General features: G+C 73.4%; 16 protein-coding genes. 13 read left to right on the top strand and 3 right to left on the bottom strand.

What is annotated here, in order from left to right; translation table 11 throughout:
* Nucleotides 1-33: 33 nt before the first annotated feature.
* From GFJ45_RS05055 to GFJ45_RS05035, 5 genes are read left to right on the top strand one after another with little or no spacing between them, the layout of a single operon-like run.
* The gene (locus tag GFJ45_RS05055) at nt 34-657 is read left to right on the top strand and encodes a TMEM165/GDT1 family protein (RefSeq protein ID WP_153394817.1); all 624 of its coding nucleotides are present in this window, start codon (nt 34-36) and stop codon (nt 655-657) included.
* On the top strand, nt 657-1886 hold the full coding sequence (dxr, locus tag GFJ45_RS05050; RefSeq protein ID WP_153394815.1) for a 1-deoxy-D-xylulose-5-phosphate reductoisomerase: 1230 nt from the start codon (nt 657-659) through the stop codon (nt 1884-1886). Before GFJ45_RS05055 ends, dxr begins: the two co-directional genes overlap by 1 nt.
* On the top strand, nt 1883-3208 hold the full coding sequence (locus tag GFJ45_RS05045) for a M50 family metallopeptidase (RefSeq protein WP_228386517.1): 1326 nt from the start codon (nt 1883-1885) through the stop codon (nt 3206-3208). The genes dxr and GFJ45_RS05045 overlap by 4 nt, the downstream gene beginning before the upstream one ends.
* A 15-nt stretch (nt 3209-3223) precedes the next feature.
* The gene (ispG, locus tag GFJ45_RS05040) at nt 3224-4402 is read left to right on the top strand and encodes a flavodoxin-dependent (E)-4-hydroxy-3-methylbut-2-enyl-diphosphate synthase (protein WP_153394813.1); all 1179 of its coding nucleotides are present in this window, start codon (nt 3224-3226) and stop codon (nt 4400-4402) included.
* 31 nt (nt 4403-4433) lie between these two features.
* Nucleotides 4434-5135, top strand: a complete 702-nt coding sequence (locus GFJ45_RS05035; RefSeq protein WP_153394811.1) for a nucleoside/nucleotide kinase family protein — start codon at nt 4434-4436, stop codon at nt 5133-5135.
* 55 nt (nt 5136-5190) lie between these two features.
* Here GFJ45_RS05035 and glpK read toward each other — a convergent pair whose 3' ends face one another.
* The 3 genes from glpK to GFJ45_RS05020 form a co-directional block, all read right to left on the bottom strand.
* The gene (glpK, locus tag GFJ45_RS05030; protein WP_153394808.1) at nt 5191-6747 is read right to left on the bottom strand and encodes a glycerol kinase GlpK; all 1557 of its coding nucleotides are present in this window, start codon (nt 6745-6747) and stop codon (nt 5191-5193) included.
* Nucleotides 6748-6806: 59 nt separating this feature from the next.
* Complete coding sequence (locus tag GFJ45_RS05025) at nt 6807-7532, bottom strand: MIP/aquaporin family protein (RefSeq protein ID WP_153394806.1); 726 nt, start codon at nt 7530-7532, stop codon at nt 6807-6809.
* A gap of 104 nt (nt 7533-7636) precedes the next feature.
* A complete protein-coding gene (locus GFJ45_RS05020) occupies nt 7637-9391 on the bottom strand; it encodes a glycerol-3-phosphate dehydrogenase/oxidase (RefSeq protein ID WP_153394804.1) in 1755 nt (584 codons plus the stop codon).
* Nucleotides 9392-9544: 153 nt separating this feature from the next.
* Between GFJ45_RS05020 and GFJ45_RS05015 the strand changes: the two genes are divergently transcribed.
* The 8 genes from GFJ45_RS05015 to larC all read left to right on the top strand — a co-directional run.
* Complete coding sequence (locus tag GFJ45_RS05015) at nt 9545-10378, top strand: GNAT family N-acetyltransferase (RefSeq protein ID WP_153394802.1); 834 nt, start codon at nt 9545-9547, stop codon at nt 10376-10378.
* Nucleotides 10379-10494: 116 nt separating this feature from the next.
* Nucleotides 10495-11199, top strand: coding sequence for a SprT-like domain-containing protein (locus GFJ45_RS05010; RefSeq protein ID WP_153394800.1), 705 nt, complete (start codon nt 10495-10497; stop codon nt 11197-11199).
* Between the two features lie 117 nt (nt 11200-11316).
* On the top strand, nt 11317-12558 hold the full coding sequence (locus GFJ45_RS05005) for an alpha-hydroxy acid oxidase (protein WP_153394798.1): 1242 nt from the start codon (nt 11317-11319) through the stop codon (nt 12556-12558).
* Nucleotides 12555-13727, top strand: a complete 1173-nt coding sequence (locus tag GFJ45_RS05000) for an ABC transporter substrate-binding protein (RefSeq protein WP_153394796.1) — start codon at nt 12555-12557, stop codon at nt 13725-13727. Before GFJ45_RS05005 ends, GFJ45_RS05000 begins: the two co-directional genes overlap by 4 nt.
* Before the next feature lie 4 nt (nt 13728-13731).
* On the top strand, nt 13732-14607 hold the full coding sequence (locus GFJ45_RS04995) for a branched-chain amino acid ABC transporter permease (RefSeq protein WP_153394794.1): 876 nt from the start codon (nt 13732-13734) through the stop codon (nt 14605-14607).
* The gene (locus GFJ45_RS04990) at nt 14607-16352 is read left to right on the top strand and encodes a branched-chain amino acid ABC transporter ATP-binding protein/permease (protein WP_153394792.1); all 1746 of its coding nucleotides are present in this window, start codon (nt 14607-14609) and stop codon (nt 16350-16352) included. Before GFJ45_RS04995 ends, GFJ45_RS04990 begins: the two co-directional genes overlap by 1 nt.
* Nucleotides 16349-17050 (top strand): ABC transporter ATP-binding protein, encoded by a 702-nt coding sequence (locus GFJ45_RS04985; RefSeq protein ID WP_228386515.1) that lies wholly within the window; start codon nt 16349-16351, stop codon nt 17048-17050. Before GFJ45_RS04990 ends, GFJ45_RS04985 begins: the two co-directional genes overlap by 4 nt.
* 1 nt (nt 17051) lies before the next feature.
* A partial coding sequence (gene larC / locus GFJ45_RS04980) for a nickel pincer cofactor biosynthesis protein LarC (RefSeq protein WP_228386513.1) occupies nt 17052-17675 on the top strand: 624 nt, incomplete at its 3' end.

Genomic DNA, 17675 nt, shown 5'->3' with positions numbered 1-17675 from the left:
CCGGGTACGGACCGTCGTCGGCCGGTCGGCACAATGGGCCCAGTGAGTTTGAACCTGGTGACCGCCGCGGTCGTCTTCGCGGCGATCTTCCCCGTCGAGCTCCCGGACAAGACGTTCGTGGCCACCCTCGTGCTGGCCACCCGTTACCGGCCACTGCTGGTCTGGCTCGGCGTGGGGCTGGCGTTCGTGGTGCAGACCGCGATCGCGGTCACCCTGGGCGGGCTGCTGGCGTCGCTGCCGCGCACCCCGGTCGAGCTCGCGGCGGCCGCGCTCTTCCTGGCCGGCGGGGTCTACCTGTGGCGCACCGCCTCGCGCGCGGACGAGGAGGAACACGAGGCCGAGGAGGAGTTCTCCCACAAGGGCCGGGTCGGCGCGACCGGGCTGGGCGCGGTCGCGACCTGCTTCTCGGTGCTGTTCCTCGCCGAGTGGGGCGACCTGTCCCAGCTGCTGACCGCCTCCCTCGCCGCCCGCTACGACGACCCGTTCTCGGTCGGGCTGGGTGCGGTGCTGGCGCTGCTGACGGTCTCCGGGCTGGGGGCCCTGTCCGGCCGAGTGCTGCTGGAGCGGCTCCGGCTGTCCCTGGTGCGCCGCGTCGGCGGGACGGTCTGCCTGGCGCTGGCGACGATCACGCTGCTCGGGGTCACCGGCCTGTGGTGATGCCGGCCGCGCGCGGCAGCGACAATGGGCGGGTGAGCAACAGCCCGCGCACCGTGGCCGTCCTGGGGTCCACCGGCTCGATCGGGACCCAGGCGCTGCAGGTCATGGCCGCCCACCCGGGCCGGTTCCGGGTCCAGGCGCTCGCCGCCGGCGGCAGCGACCTCGCCCTGCTGGCCGAGCAGGTCGCCCAGGTCCGGCCGGAGCGGGTCGCGGTCGCCCGTGGCGAGCCCGGCGCGGTACGCGACGCCGTGCTGGCGCGGGTCCCCGAGGTCGAGCGCGGCCGCTACCGGCCCGAGGTGCTGGTCGGTGAGCGGGCGGCCGAGGAGGTCGCCGGCGGCGGGGCCGATGTCGTGCTCAACGGCATCACCGGCAGCATCGGCCTGCTGCCCACGCTCGCGGCGCTGCGGGCCGGCAGCACGCTGGCGCTGGCGAACAAGGAGTCCCTCATCGTCGGCGGAGAGCTGGTCACCGGGGCGGCCGGTCCCGGGCAGGTCGTCCCCGTGGACTCCGAGCACAGCGCGATCGCGCAGTGCCTGCGCGGCGGCCGCGCGGACGAGGTGCGGCGGCTGGTGCTCACCGCCAGCGGCGGGCCGTTCCGCGGCCGCGGCCGCGACCAGCTCGCCGGCGTGACCCCGGCCGAGGCGCTGCAGCACCCCAACTTCGCGATGGGGCGCGTCATCACCACCAACTCGGCCACCCTGGTCAACAAGGGGCTGGAGGTGATCGAGGCACACCTGCTGTTCGGGCTGCCGCTGGAGCGCATCGACGTGGTGGTGCACCCGCAGCAGATGATCCACTCGATGGTGGAGTTCCACGACGGGTCGACGCTGGCGCAGGCTGGCCCGCCGCGGATGCTGGTCCCGATCGCGCTCGGGCTGTCCTGGCCGGAGCGGCTGGCTGGCGTGGACCAGCCGTGCGACTGGTCGCGGGCCAGCAGCTGGGAGTTCGCGCCGCTGGACGACGACGCCTTCCCGGCGGTGCGGCTGGCCCGGCAGGTCGGCGCGGCCGGAGGCACCCACCCGGCCGTCTACAACGCCGCCAACGAGGTGCTGGTCGACGCCTTCCACGACGGCCGGGTCGGCTTCCTGGACATCGTCGACTCGGTCGAGCGGGTCGTGGCCGAGCACGCCGCCGGGAACGATACGTCGGCCTCGTCGGTTGAGCAGGTGATGGCCGCCGACCGGTGGGCGCGGCGGCGCGCCCGGACGATCGTGGAGGAGGCGACGTGAGCTACCTGCTCGGGGTGCTGGTGATGGCCATCGGCGTCGCCGTCTCGATCGCCCTCCACGAGCTGGGCCACCTGGCCCCGGCCAAGCGGTTCGGGGTGAAGTGCACCCAGTACATGGTCGGCTTCGGGCCCACGCTGTGGTCACGGCGGCGCGGCGAGACCGAGTACGGCCTCAAGGCGATCCCGCTCGGCGGTTACGTCCGGATGATCGGGATGTTCCCGCCGCGGCCGGGAGACGAGGGGCGGCTGCGCGCCTCCTCGACCGGCCGGCTGTCGCAGATGACCGAGCAGGTCCGGGCCGAGTCGCTGCAGGAGATCGGACCCGGCGACGAGGACCGGGTGTTCTACAAGCTGCCGGTCTGGAAGCGGGTCGTCATCATGATGGGCGGGCCGGTCATGAACCTGCTCATCGCGGTCGTGCTGCTGACCGGGATCATCACCGTGTTCGGGCTGCCCAGCTACACCTCCACCGTCTCGGCCGTCTCCCAGTGCGCTCCGACCGACGTGGCTGCCACCGACTGCGAGGGGCAGCCGCCCTCTCCGGCCCGGGAGGCGGGCCTGCAGGCCGGCGACCGCATCGTCAGCGTCGACGGCACCGCCGTGACCGGGTGGACGGAGACGGCGCGGGCGATCCAGACCGCCGGGGAGGAGGCCGAGATCGTCGTCGAGCGGGACGGCCAGCGGGTCAGCCTCGTGGCTGACCTGGTGACCCGGGAGCGTCCGCTGATCGACGGGCAGGGCCAGTACGTCCTCGACGCCGCCGGGGAGCCGGTGATGGGGGAGGTCTCCTTCCTCGGGGCGAGCGGCACCCTGGAGTACGTCCAGCAGCCGCTGTCGGCCGCCCCCGCGTTCGTCGGGACGGCGCTGGCCGACACCGGCCGGATCTTCCTGCAGCTGCCGCAGAAGATGGTGGGCATCTACGAGGCCGCCTTCTCCGGCGAGGAGCGCGACGCGGAGGGCCCGATGTCCGTGGTGGGCGTCGGCAGGGTGGCCGGGGAGGTGTCCTCCGGCGACCTGGGCGCGCTCACCGAGAGCCCGGCGGCACGGTTCGTGCTGCTGCTCAGCCTGATCGCCTCCCTCAACATCGCGTTGTTCGTGTTCAACCTGATCCCGCTGCTGCCGCTGGACGGCGGCCACGTCGCCGGCGCGCTGTGGGAGGGCACCAAGAAGGGGTGGGCCCGGCTGCGTGGCCGGCCCGACCCCGGGCCGGTAGACATCGCCAAGGCGCTGCCGCTGGCCTACTCGGTGGCGATCGGGCTGATCGCCATGACCGTCCTGCTCGTCTACGCCGACCTGGTCAACCCGATCCGGCTCGGCGGCTGAGGGATACTGGAGACCATGACTGCTGGCACCCCCGTCGCACTCGGCATGCCCGCCGCGCCCCCGCCCGTGCTGGCGCCGCGGCGCCGCACCCGCACCATCAACGTCGGGAAGGTCCAGGTCGGCGGCGACGCACCGGTCTCGGTGCAGTCCATGACGACCACGCCGACCACCGACGTCAACGCGACCCTGCAACAGATCGCCGAGCTCACCGCCACCGGCTGCGACATCGTGCGCGTGGCCTGCCCGACGCAGGACGACGCGGACGCGCTGCCGGCGATCGCCCGGAAGTCGCAGATCCCGGTCATTGCCGACATCCACTTCCAGCCCAAGTACGTCTTCGCCGCGATCGACGCCGGCTGCGCCGGCGTGCGGGTCAACCCGGGCAACATCAAGAAGTTCGACGACCGGGTCGGCGAGATCGCCCGGGCCGCCAAGGACGCCGGGGTCTCGCTGCGGATCGGCGTCAACGCCGGGTCCCTCGACAAGCGGCTGCTGCAGAAGTACGGCAAGCCGACCGCCGAGGCGCTCGTGGAGTCGGCGGTCTGGGAGGCCTCGCTGTTCGAGGAGCACGACTTCCACGACTTCAAGATCTCGGTCAAGCACAACGACCCGGTCGTGATGGTGCAGGCCTACCGGATGCTCTCCGAGCGGGGCGACTGGCCGCTGCACCTGGGCGTCACCGAGGCCGGCCCGGCCTTCCAGGGGACCATCAAGTCCTCGGTGGCCTTCGGGACGCTGCTGGCTGACGGCATCGGCGACACGATACGGGTCTCGCTGTCGGCGCCGCCGGTGGAGGAGGTCAAGGTCGGCAACCAGATCCTGCAGAGCCTGAACCTCAAGCCGCGCAAGCTGGAGATCGTCTCCTGCCCCTCCTGCGGCCGCGCCCAGGTGGACGTCTACACCCTGGCCGACGAGGTCACCGCCGGTCTGGAGGGGATGGAGGTGCCGCTGCGCGTGGCGGTCATGGGGTGTGTCGTCAACGGCCCCGGCGAGGCGCGCGAGGCGGACCTGGGGGTGGCCTCCGGCAACGGCAAGGGCCAGATTTTCGTCAAGGGCGAGGTCATCAAGACCGTCCCCGAGTCCCAGATCGTGGAGACGCTCATCGAGGAGGCGATGCGCATCGCCGAGGAGATGGGTGAGCCGGTCGGCGACGGCGGCCAGACCAGCGGGTCCCCGACCGTCACGGTCGGCTGACACCGGCCGCCACCGGCTGCGTCGAGGTCAGATGACCCTGCCTGGCTTCCTGCCGACCCGCCAGCTGGTCCTGGTGGACCTGCTGGCGCTGCTGATGTCGGTGCGCCCCGGTGAGCGGGCGGTCGTCGCCGTGGACGGCGTCGACGGCGCCGGCAAGACCCACCTCGTGGGCGAGCTGCTGGCGCTGGCGCCGCACGTGGCCGGGCGGGAGCTGCACGCGGTGTCGATGGACGGGTTCCACCGTCCCCGTCGCGAGCGCTACGCGCGGGGACGGTCGGCGGAGACCTGCTACGAGGACTCCTACGACTACGAGGCGTTCCGCCGGTGCGTGACCCGGCCGTTCCGAGCCGGTCGGGAGGTGCGCCCCGCGGTGCACGACGTGGCCACCGACGCGGCCGTGCACCCGGATCCCGTCGAGCCGTCCGAGGACGCGGTGCTGCTGGTGGAGGGGGTCTTCCTGCGCCGACCGGAGCTGGTCGACGAGTGGGACGCCTCGCTGCTGGTCCTGGTGCCGCTGGAGGTGGCGACCCCGCGGGGCAACGCCCGGTTCCCGCACCGCAGGGTCCCGGGCGACGAGGACCCCGACCACCCGGCCAACGCCCGCTACGTGGCCGGTCAGCGCCGCTACCTGCAGCAGGCCCGGCTGCACCCGCCGACCTGGATCCTGGACAACACCGACCTGCAGCGTCCCCAGCTGCTGGAACCGGACCCCGACGCGCCGCAGTGGTTCTGAGCGCTGCGCCCGGCCCCCGCGGCGGGACCGGGCGCAGCGGCGGCGCAGCCGGGGGTCAGGTCTGCTCGCCGGCCGCCTCGGCCACCCGCTCCTCGGCGATCTCGGTGTCCTCGTCCACCCAGTCGAAGGTCCGGGTGACCGCCTTCTTCCAGTTGCGGTAGAGCCGCTCGCGCTCCTGCTCGGGCAGCTGCGGGCTCCAGCGCCTGCCCTCCGACCAGTTGGCGACCACGTCCGACTCTCCCTGCCAGAAGCCGACCGCGATGCCGGCGGCGTAGGCCGCGCCGAGCGCCGTGGTCTCGGCAACCTCCGGCCGCACCACGTCCACGCCCAGGATGTCGGCCTGGAACTGCATGAGGGTCTCGTTGACCACCATGCCCCCGTCGACCCGCAGCTCGGCCAGGTCGACGCCGGAGTCGGCGTTCATGGCGTCCAGCACCTCCCTCGTCTGGTAGGCGGTCGCCTCCAGCGAGGCACGGGCGATGTGGTGCTTGTTCACGAACCGGGTGAGCCCGACGATGGCGCCGCGGGCGTCGTCCTTCCAGTAGGGCGCGAACAGGCCGGAGAACGCCGGCACGATGTAGCAGCCGCCGTTGTCGTCGACCTTCTTGGCCAGGTCCTCCACCTGCGGGGCCTCCGAGATCAGGCCGAGGTTGTCGCGCAGCCACTGCACGAGCGACCCGGTGACCGCGATGGCGCCCTCGAGCGCGTACACGGTGTCCTGCTCGCCGATCTTGTAGCAGACCGTGGTCAGCAGGCCGTTCTCGCTCGGGACGATGTCGGTCCCGGTGTTAAGCAGCATGAAGTTGCCGGTGCCGTAGGTGTTCTTCGACATCCCCTTCTCGAAGCAGGCCTGCCCGAACGTGGCCGCCTGCTGGTCACCCAGGATCCCGGCGATCGGCACGCCCGGCACCATCCCGCCACGGCGGCCCTCGCCGTACACCTCCGAGCAGGACCTGATCTCCGGCAGCATCGACGTGGGGATGCCCATGTCAGCGGCGATGCCCTCGTCCCAGGAGAGGGCCCTGAGGTCCATCAGCATGGTGCGCGAGGCGTTCGTCACGTCGGTGATGTGCACCCCGCCCTGCGGACCGCCGGTCATGTTCCAGACCAGCCAGGAGTCGGTGTTGCCGAACAGCAGGTCGCCGGCCTCCGCCCGCTCCCGGGCGCCGTCGACGTTGTCGAGGATCCACTTGATCTTCGGGCCGGAGAAGTAGGTCGCCAGCGGCAGCCCGCAGACGTCCTTGTACCGCTCGGCACCCGCGTCGCCTCCGAGCTCGGCGACGATCCGGTCGGTGCGGGTGTCCTGCCAGACGATGGCGTTGTAGACCGCCTCGCCGGTGTTCTTGTCCCACACCACCGTGGTCTCGCGCTGGTTGGTGATCCCGACGGCGGCGAGGTGCTCGTGGGTGATGTTGCCGCGGGTCAGCGCCAGGCCGACCACCTCCCGGGTGTTGACCCAGATCTCGGCCGGGTCGTGCTCGACCCAGCCCGCCCGGGGGAGGATCTGCGCGTGCTCCTTCTGCCCCACCGAGTGGATCTCGCCCTCGCGCGTGAACACGATGGCCCGGGTGCTCGTCGTTCCCTGGTCGATCGCGAGTACGTAGTCAGCCATGTCGTCGCTCCTTCACCTCGTCGTGCGTGTGCGTCGCCGTGTCGTCGGTCGACCGGCGGTCAGATGCCGACCGCCTGGTAGAGCAGGCCGGCGAGGACGCCGCCGGCGATGGGGCCCACTACCGGCACCCAGGAGTAGCCCCAGTCGCTGGGGCCCTTGCCGGGGATGGGTAGCAGCGCGTGCGCGATCCGCGGCCCCAGGTCGCGGGCCGGGTTGATGGCATAGCCCGTCGGCCCCCCCAGGCTGGCGCCGATCCCGACCACCAGCAGCGCGACCGCCAGCGGCCCGAGCTCCTGAGGGGTCCCGGCGAACCAGAGGATGACGAACATGAGCACGAACGTGCCGATCACCTCGGTGACGAGGTTCCAGCCGTAGCCGCGGATCTCCGGGCCCGTCGAGAAGACGCCGAGCTTCACGGCCGGCTCGGCCTCCTGGTCGAAGTGCTGCTTGTAGGCCATCCACGCGAGCACGGCACCGATGAAGGCGCCGAGCAGCTCGGCCACCAGGTAGGTGACGAAGTTGCCGAAGGTGACGGGGATGCCGGAGGCGAACTCCTCGGCGCCGGAGGCCCAGATGCCGAACGTGACGGCCGGGTTGATGTGGGCACCGGACTGCACGGCCACGAAGACACCCGCGAAGACGCCGAGCCCCCACCCGAAGTTGATCAGCAGCCAGCCGCCGCCGAACCCCTTGGTCTTGGGCAGGATGGCGTTGGCGACGACCCCGCAGCCGAGCAGGAGGAGCATGGCGGTGCCCATGACCTCGGAGAGAAACACCGTTGCCATGACAGTCCTTTCTCGTCATTGAGCAGGACCGGCCCGGCGGGCAGATCCCGGCAGTATCCACCCATGCCGCCGCCCGGAGCGCAACCCCCCCGGCGTGCCGCTCCTCAGCCCGGGGGTGACAGCCGCAGCATCGGTGCCAGGTCGGGCACCGCCTGCCGCACCCGCTCGGCGCTCGGGTCGTCAGGCTGCCGGGCGGCCTCCTCCTCGGCCGCGGCCTGCGCCCGGTAGGAGGCCAGCTCCCGCTCGGTGCGCTCCTGGTCCCACCGCAGCCGGGCGGCGGCGATCTCCGCGATCTCGGGCAGCGCGTGCACGCCGCGGTCGGGCACCTCGTAGTTGAGCCGGGTGCGGTGGTACAGGATGTCCTCGAGGTGCACGACCCCCTCATGGCTGCAGGCGTAGGCGATCTCGGCGCGCAGATAGGCCGGCGCGTGCTCAAGCGGACGGGCCAGCGAGGGGTCCTCCTCCATCATCTCGACCAGCTCGGTGAGCAGCGAGCCGTACCGGTGCAGCAGGTGGTCGACCATCTGGCCGCTCCAGCCGTAGCGGCGCTGCCAGGGCCGGGCCATCCGGCGCACCGCCTCCTCGCCGACCGCGCCCACGAGCGGGATCTCGTCGGTGATGCTCGGGGTCTCGGCGGCCGCGTCGCCGAGGGCGAAGTCGACGGCGTCCTTGGCCATCACCCGGTAGGTCGTCAGCTTGCCGCCGGCGATCACCGTCAGCCCGGGGACGGGACTGGCCACGGTGTGCTCCCGGCTGACCTTCGCCGAGCTGGTGCCCTCCTTGGTGCCTGGCTGCAGCAGCGGCCGCAGCCCCGCCCACGAGCCGATGACGTCCTCGCGGGTCAGCCGCGTGGTGAGCACGTTGTTGGCGTGCTCCAGCACGTAGTCGACGTCCCGGGCGGTCGGGACCGGGTGCTGGGGGTCGAGCGTCCAGGGGGTGTCGGTGGTCCCGATGATCCAGTACCGCGACCACGGGATGAAGAACAGCACCGACTTCTCGGTCTGCAGCAGCAGCCCGCTGCTGCCCTTGATGCGCTCCCGGGGGACCACCAGGTGGATGCCCTTGGACGCCAGCACCCGCAGCCCGCCACTGGTGTCGGCGAGGTGCTCGACGTCCTCGGTCCACACGCCGGTGGCGTTGATGACGCGGTGGGCCCGCGCGGTCACCCGGCGCCCGGTCTCCAGGTCCTGCAGCACCGCGCCGTTGACGCGCCCGCTGTCGTCCTTGGTGAGCTCGACGACCTGGGTACGGCTGGCCGCGCGGGCGCCGTAGGTGACCGCGGTGCGCACGAGCATCGTCACCAGCCGGGCGTCGTCCACGGTGGCGTCCCAGTACTTCACCGCCCCGATCGCGGTCTCGTGCCGCAGGTCGGGGAACTGCCGCCGCAGCCCGCGGCGGGTGGCGTGCTGGTGGATCGGCAGCGCCCGCCGTCCCGGCATCACGTTCGCCAGCACGTCGTAGAGCGTCACGCCGGCGCCGTAGTAGGCCCGCTGCCACACCCGGTGCTCCAGCGGGATCAGGAACGACATCGGCTTGACCAGGTGCGGTGCGATCCGGCGCAGCAGCAGCCCCCGCTCGGTGAGCGCCTCGTGCACCAGCTTGAAGTCCAGCATCTGCAGGTAGCGCAGCCCGCCGTGGACCAGCTTGGTCGAGCGGGACGAGGTGCCCGCCGCCCAGTCCTGGGCCTCGACCACGACCGTGGAAAGGCCCCGGGTCGCGGCGTCCAGCGCCACGCCCGCACCGGTCACCCCGCCCCCGACCACCAGCACGTCGAAGGGGGTGCCGCCCTCCTCGGAGCTGGCGGCCAGGGCCTCCAGCGCCTCCTCGCGGCTGTCCCTGGTGAGCGGTCGTGGCTGCACGGCGGTCCTCCTCGGCCGGGGGGCGGGTGCCGCCTGCCGGCGGTTCCTCGATCCTGTCCCGCACGCTACCCCGGTGCAAGGAGGGGCACCGACCGCGCCCGGTCGGCGGACCCTCTGGTCGACACCCCGCCGACGGTGCGGCACGCTGGAGGAATGCTGCAGGCATCCTCGCCGGTGCGGACCCTTCGGGCCGGTGACCGCACACGCGCCCTGGAGGTCTGCGCCCAGGACCCGGTCTCGAACGTCTTCGTGGCGGCGCGGATCCTCGAGGGCGGCTTCGGTCGCGGCGGAGCGGCGCTGCTGGACTACCACGACGGCGACCGGACGGCGCTGTGCTGGGCCTCGGCGAACGTCGTGCCGGTCGAGTGCGACCCCGCGGCCGCGGCCGCGTTCGCCGACCGGGTCGCCGACCGGCGCCGCTGGACGTCCTCGCTGTTCGGGCCCGCCGAGCCGGTCCTGGCGATGTGGGAGCGGCTGCGCCCCAGCTGGGGGGAGGCCCGGGAGGTGCGGGCCAGCCAGCCGGTGCTGACGACGCGGGAGCCCGGCCCGGTCGAGCCCGACCCGCGGGTGCGCCCGGCGACACCCGAGGAGGTGGACCTGGTGCTGCCGGCCGCCGCCGCCATGTTCACCGAGGAGATCGGCTACCCGCCCTACCACGGGTCGGGGGCCTCGTACCGGCGGGGCGTGGCCCACCTGGTCCAGCAGGGCCGCACCCTGGTCCGGACCGAGGGCGGGGAGGTCATCTTCAAGGCCGACCTGGGCTCGGTCGCCCTCGGTGTCGCGCAGGTGCAGGGGGTGTGGGTCCACCCGGAGCTGCGCGGCCAGCGGCTGGCGGCCCCGGCGATGGCTGCGGTCGTGCAGCACGCGTTGCGGCACGTGGCCCCGACGGTGACCCTCTACGTCAACGACTTCAACGCCCCCGCGCTGGCCACCTACCAGCGGGTCGGGTTCCGGCGCACAGGTACCTTCACCACCGTCCTGCTCTGACGCCGGCCAGCCGACCACCGCCACGGCGCGGCCGGCTGTGGACGAGGCCCTCGCGGTGGCGGCCTGGCCACCTAGAGTGCATCCGGGACGGACGGGATGCGGCTCGAGGAGGCACGGTGGAGCTGTCGACGGCGCTGGCGATGGCCGAGGAGCTGGTGCGCGAGCACGGCCTGCGGGGGTGGACGGTCGGGCTGGACCGGGCCCGCACCCGCGCCGGTGCCACCCGCTTCGCGACCAGGGAGATCACCCTCAGCGCGCCGCTGACGCGGCTGCACTCCAGCAGCACGGTGCGGGACACGGTGCTGCACGAGATCGCCCACGCCATGGTCGGCCCCCGTCACGGCCACGACCGGGTGTGGCAGGCCGCCGCGCTGCGGATCGGGGCCTCGCCGCAGCGCTGCCTGCCCGACAGCGCCCCCACCCTGCCCGGGCCCTGGGTGGGGACCTGCCCGGCCGGACACCAGCTGACCCGGCACCGTCGCCCGACCCGGGTGCTGCTGTGCGGCCGCTGCCCGGGGCCGGCCCGGGAGCGGGCGATGCGCTGGCGGCACCACGGCCGGGAGGTGCCGATGCACCCCAACTTCCGGGCCGAGTGGGCCAGGCTGGTCGAGGGCAAGGCTCACCCCCACAGCGACCAGCTCCGACCCGGGGACCAGGTCCGGGTCGTGGCCCCGGGCCGCTACCTGGGCACGACCGGCACCATCGTGCGCCGCGGCCGCACCCGCTACCACGTCCGGCTGGGCCCGGGGGTGCTGACGGTCCCGTTCGCGCTCGTCGAGCCGCTCGCAGCCGTCGACGGGCTGCTCCAGGACTCGGGGTAGCGGCCTCGACGCGCCCGGGCCCGCCCCTGCCCAGCCGGTGCGGTCCCGGGTTACGTTGGTCCCCGTTGACCGCCGGGTCGGCCAGTGCCGGCCCCTGACGCGCAGAGGGACCTGACGATGACCGAGAGGCGCCTGCCGCGCTGGGCGGAGCTGCGTCCGCTGCTGCAGGTGGAGGCGCCCGCGCTGCGGCAACGGCGGGCCCGGTCCCTCGGCCGCGCGCAGACCATGCTGGACCTCCGGGCACTGGCCCGGCGGCGGGTGCCGCGCTCGGTCTTCGACTACGTCGACGGGGGCGCCGAGGCGGAGGTGAGCCTGGCCCGGGCCCGGCAGGCGTTCCGCGAGGTCCAGCTGTGGCCCCGGGTGCTGCGCGACGTGCGCGAGGTCGACCCCTCGACCGCGCTGCTGGGCGCGCGCTGCGCGCTGCCGCTGGTGCTGGCCCCGACCGGCTTCACCCGGATGCTGCACCACGAGGGCGAGCGGGCGGTGGTGCGCGCCGCGCAGCGGGCAGGGGTGCCCTACACGCTGTCGACCATGGGCACGGTCGCGGTCGAGGACCTGGCGGCCGCCGCGCCGGAGGCCACCCGGTGGTTCCAGCTGTACCTGTGGCAGGACCGTGCCGCCTCGAGGGAGCTGGTCCAGCGGGCCGCCGCCAGCGGCTACGAGACCCTGGTCCTCACCGTCGACACCGCGGTGGCCGGACGGCGGCTGCGAGACGTGCGCAACGGGATGTCGGTCCCCCCGGCGCTGCGGGCCCGCACCCTCGCCGACATGGCCCGTCGCCCGCACTGGTGGGCCAACCTGCTCACCACCGCGCCGCTGGAGTTCGCCTCGCTCCGCGACAGCGGCGGCACTGTCGCCGACCTCGTGGACCGGATGTTCGACCCCTCGCTGACGCTGGCGGACCTGGCGTGGCTGCGGGAGCAGTGGGACGGGCCGATCGTGGTCAAGGGGGTGCTGCGCCCGGAGGACGCCCGGGAGGCGGTGGCGGCCGGCGCCGACGGGGTCGTCGTGTCCAACCACGGTGGCCGTCAGCTGGACCGGGCCGCCACTCCGCTGCACGCGCTGCCGCGGGTCGCCGCGGCCGTGGGCGACCGGGCGAGCGTCCTGCTCGACACCGGCGTGCTGGACGGCGCCGACATCGTGGCGGCCGTGGCCAACGGGGCGGACGCGGTGATGGTGGGGCGGGCCTACCTCTACGGGCTGATGGCCGGTGGGGAGGCCGGCGTGGCACGGGCCCTGGCCATCCTGCAGGACCAGGTCACGCGTACGATGCGACTGCTCGGGGTCACCTCCGTGGACCAGCTGACCCCCGACCACGCGGCCCTGACGCCGCCCCACCGTCTCCTGGAGGAGCCATGAACCGTTCCCTGACCGCCCTGGCCGCCGGCAGCGCCGCCGCCCTCCTCCTCTCCGCCTGCGGGTCCGACGGGGACTCCTCGGCCGAGTCGGGGGGATCGCTGGTCGGTGAGGGCACGGGCGAGGACTGCGTCATCGAGGACCCGGTCCCGATCGGTGCGGCGCTGTCGCTGACCGGTGGAGCGGCGAGCTACGGCGAGTCGCAGCAGCGCGGGCTGGAGCTGGCCGCCGGTCACCTGTCCGAGAACGAAGGGGTCAGCTACGACCTCACCATCGAGGACGACGGGACCGACCCGCGGCAGGGGATCACCGTCTTCGAGCAGTTCGTCGAGGACGGTGCCAGCATCATCATCGGCCCGACGCTGTCCAACACCGCCTTCCAGGCCCAGCCGATCGCCCAGGAGGCCGGGGTGCCGGTGCTGGGCATCTCCAACACCGCCAGCGGCATCACCGAGCAGGGCGACTACGTCTTCCGGGTCTCCCTCACCGAGCAGCAGGTCATCCCGCAGACCGTGCAGCAGGCCACCGAGGCCTACGGGCTGGAGCAGGTCGTCGTCATGTACAGCAACGACGACGCCTTCACCGAGTCCGGCTACGAGGTGTTCGCCCAGTCCCTCGAGGAGGAGGGCGTGGAGGTCCTGGACACCCTCACCTTCTCCACCTCCGACACCGACTTCCGGGCCCTGCTGACCGAGGCGCGCAACGCCGAGCCGGACGCCATCGTGGTGTCCGCCCTCATCGAGGCGGCGATCCCGCTGGTGACCCAGGCCCGCGAGCTGGGCATCGAGGTGCCCATCATCGGCGGCAACGGGTTCAACAACCCGCAGCTGATGGCCGACGCCGGGGAGGCCGCCGAGGGCGTCGTCGTCGGTGCGGCGTGGAACTCGGCCTCCGACAACCCGGCCAACGCCGACTTCCTCAGCGCCTACGAGGAGGAGTACGGCAGCCAGCCCGACCAGTTCGCCGCGCAGGCCTACGCCGGGATGACGGTCATCGACCACGCGGTGCGCGCGGGGTGCTCCGGCGAGCGGGACGCCATCCAGACAGAGCTGGGCAACGTCTCGGAGGTGGAGACGGTGCTGGGGACGCTGTCGATCAACGAGAACCGGGACGCCGAGCACGAGGCGGTCGTCCAGGTGGTCGAGGACGGTCAGTTCACGGTGCTGGACTGAGCCGATGCAGCAGCTGGTCAACGGGCTGTCCATCGGCTCCATCTACGCGCTGTTCGCCATCGGGTTCACGCTCGTCTTCGGGATCCTGGACCGGCTGAACCTGGCGCACCCGGCGGTGTTCGCGGCCGCCGCGTTCGTCGGGATCGAGCTGGTGACCGTGGCCGGGCTGTCCATCTGGCTGGCGCTGCCGGCGGTGTTCGTCGTCGGGGCGCTGCTGGGCCTGGTGATCGAGCGGGTGGCGTTCCGGCCGCTCAAGGGCCGCCCGGACGCCCACTTCGCCGGGCTCATCAGCTCGATCGCGCTCGGCGGGATGCTGATCGCCCTCCTGCAGTGGCGCTACCACGCCGACACCCGCCGCTTCCCCGCCGAGTCGTTCCCGGATACGCGGTTCCAGCTGCTGGGCGCGCAGGTCACGCTGCTGCAGGCAGCCATCCTGGTGATCTCGGTGCTGCTGATGGTGGCGCTCACCTGGCTGGTCGCCCGGACGCGGCTGGGCCGGGCGATGCGGGCGGTGGCGGAGAACCCGACCGCGGCCCGGGTGCTGGGGATCAACGTCGACCGGGTCACCGCGACGACGTTCGCGCTGTCGTCCGCCCTCGGCGCGGTCGCCGGTGCGCTGTTCGCGATGAACGTGAACAGCGCCCAGCTGGGGATGGGGGCAGCGATCGAGCTCAAGGGCCTGGCGGTGATCATCGTCGGCGGCATGGGCTCGCTGCCCGGGGCGCTGGTCGGCGGCCTCGCGCTCGGGCTCGCGGAGGTGTTCGCGGTGCAGTACGTCGGCTCCAGCTGGCGCGACCTGGTGGCCTTCGGGCTGCTGTTCCTCGTGCTGCTGGTGCGCCCGCAGGGACTGTTCGGCGCCCGACGCGTGCGGGAGGTCTGATGTTCGGCGAGAGCACGCTGGTCTTCATCGCCCTCGGCGGGATCTTCGCCTACTCGTTCTACGCGGTCCTCGTCGCCGGGCAGCTGAGCCTGGGCCAGGCGGGGTTCGCCGCCCTGGCCGCCTTCACCTCCGTCGCGGTCGGTCCCTCCCCGGCCGACGTCGGCGAGCTGCCCGCGCTCCTCATCGGCCTGCTGATCGGGGTGGTCGTCGGTGCCGTGAGTGCGGTCGTGCTGGGGCTGCCGACGATCCGCCTGCGAGGGGTGTTCCTGGCGATCGCGACGCTGGCGTTCGCCGAGGCGGTGCGCATCCTGCTCGTCAACGCCGAGTGGACCGGCGGGGCGCAGGGCACCTCGGTGACGAAGGTGGTCACCCCGGCGATCGCATGGCTCGCGCTGCTGCTCGTCGGCTACTGGTTCTGGCGGCAGGGCCCCTCGCGGTACGGGCGCGCGCTCGCGGCCATCCGCGAGGACGAGCTGGCTGCCCGGGCGATGGGCGTCGACGTGGGTCGGCACCGGCTGTCAGCGTTCGTCGCGGCCGGCGCGATCGCCGGCGCCTACGGGGTGCTGTGGGCCTACTACATGCGATTGGTCGCCCCGGAGGACTTCGACTTCGTGGCTGCCATCGACGGCCTGGTCACCGCGGTCGTGGGCGGCTCGACGCTCTTCATCGGCCCGCTGCTCGGGAGCGGCTTCCTCACCATGGTCCCGGAGATCCAGCGGGAGATCGGTGTGGACGCGGGATGGGTCCGGCCGTTCCTGTCCGGCCTGCTGCTGCTGCTGGTCATCCTGTTCCTCCCCGGCGGGCTCGCCAGCCTGATCCCGGTCCGCCGCACCGCGCCGCCGGCGACCGGCGGCGACCTGGGCAGCGAGCACGAGCGGCTCTCGACCCGCACCCACCCGGCCGCCGGCGAGCCCGTCGTCGAGGTCAGCGGACTGGGCAAGGACTACGGCGGCGTGCACGCGGTGCGGGACGTCGACCTGACCCTGCGCAGCGGCGAGGTGGTCGGGCTCATCGGGCCTAATGGCGCCGGCAAGACCACGCTGGTGAACCTGATCAGCGGGCTGGTCCCCGCGACGTCCGGCACGGTCCGGGTGCTCGGGGTCGAGCCCGGCCGGACCCCGGTCCACCGGGTCGCCGCCGCGGGGGTGAGCCGCACCTTCCAGCACTCCAAGCTGTTCCCGCGGCTGTCCGCGCTGGACAACGTGCTGGTGGGCAGCCACCTGGTGAGCCGCCCGACGTTCCTGCGGCGGCTGCTGTGGCTGCCGTCGGCCCGGCGGGACGAGCAGCAGGCGCTGCAGCACGCCGCGCGCTGCCTCGCACGGGTCGGCCTGGGCGAGCGCGCGAGCGTGCCGGCAGCGGCGTTGTCCTACGGCGACCAGCGACGGCTGGAGATCGCCCGCGCGCTGGCCGCCGACCCCTCGCTGCTGATCCTCGACGAGCCGGCCGCCGGCATGAACCATGTCGAGGCGACGGGGCTGTCGGAGCTCATCGGGTCCCTGGCCGCCGGCGGCCTCACCATCCTGCTCATCGAGCACAACGTGGGGATGGTGCTGCGTACCTGCCACCGGATCGTCGTGCTCAACTTCGGCGAGGTGATCGCCGCCGGCGGCCCGCAGGAGGTCGTGAAGGACCCGGCCGTGGTCGCCGCCTACCTGGGCGGGTCCGCGGGGGAGGGGCCTGACCTTCCCGGACCCGCCGCGGCCGCCCGGCCCGAGGGCCCGACCGCGGAAGGGGAGCAGCCGTGACCAGTCTGCTGTCGGTGCAGGACCTGACCGTGTCCTACGGGCGGGTCGAGGCGGTGCGCGGGATCTCCCTCGAGGTGCCCGAGGGTGGGCTGGTCACGCTGGTGGGCGCCAACGGCGCCGGCAAGAGCTCGGTGATCAACGCGATCACCGGCATCGTCCGGCCACGCGCGGGGCGCATCGCCTTCCGCGGTGCCGACGTCACCCGCACGCCGGCGCACACCATGGTCGGGCGGGGCGTCGTCCAGGTCCCGGAGGGGCGGCAGGTGCTGGCGACGCTCACCATCGAGGAGAACCTGCAGCTGGGCGCCTGGCGCTCCAGCGGCCGCCGCATCACGGAGGTCTACGAGCGGTTCCCGGTGCTGGCCGAGCGCCGCGGTCTCCCGGCGGGGTCGCTGTCCGGCGGTGAGCAGCAGATGCTCGCCATCGGACGGGCGCTGGTCGCCGAGCCCACGCTGATGCTGCTGGACGAGCCCTCGATGGGGCTGGCGCCGCGCGTCGTCGACGAGGTGTTCGCCGTCATCGCCCAGGTCCGCGCCTCCGGCACCACCGTGCTGCTGGTGGAGCAGAACGCCCGCCGCGCCCTGGAGGCCGCCGACTACGGCTACGTGCTGGCCACCGGCGAGATCGCCCACGAGGGGCCGGCCACCGAGCTGCTGGCCGACGACCGCGTCGTGCAGGCCTACCTCGGGGCGGAGTGACGTGCCGGCAGCCGACCCAGCTCCCGGCGCCGGGTCCGGCCGCGGACTGCTCTGGCTGGACGTGTCCGCCGGGGTGGCCGGGGACATGCTGCTGGCCGCGCTGCTGGACCTGGGCGCCGACCCGGCCGCGGTGGACCGCGCGGTCGAGGCGGTCCTGCCCGGGGAGGTGCGGCTCACCACGGAGCCGACCCGCCGGGCCGGGATGCGCGCGCTGCGGCTGCGCGTGCAGCCGGTCACGGACGGCGCCGGTTCGCCGGTGCCCCACCGGTCCTGGGCGGGGCTGCGTGGGCTGATCGAGGGCGCCGACCTGCCCGATGCGGTCCGGGAGGCCGCGGTGACGGCCTTCGCGAGGCTCGCCGAAGCCGAGGGGCACGTCCACGGAGTGCCGCCGGAGGAGGTGCACTTCCACGAGGTCGGCGGCTGGGACTCGGTGGCCGACGTCGTCGGGGTAGCGGCTGCGCTGCACGACCTCGGCTGGCCGGAGGCGTGCTGCGGTCCGGTCCGGCTCGGCGGTGGCACGGTCCGCGCCGCCCACGGCACGATGCCGGTGCCGGTGCCGGCGGTGCTGCAGCTGCTCGCGGCCAGCGACCTGGTGACCCTCGCCGGGGACCCGGAGGGCGAGCTC

It is taken from the genome of Ornithinicoccus halotolerans, assembly GCF_009602535.1.
In the GTDB taxonomy this organism is placed as follows: Bacteria; Actinomycetota; Actinomycetes; order Actinomycetales; family Dermatophilaceae; genus Ornithinicoccus; species Ornithinicoccus halotolerans.
This window is presented reverse-complemented; position numbering and strand designations above follow the sequence as displayed.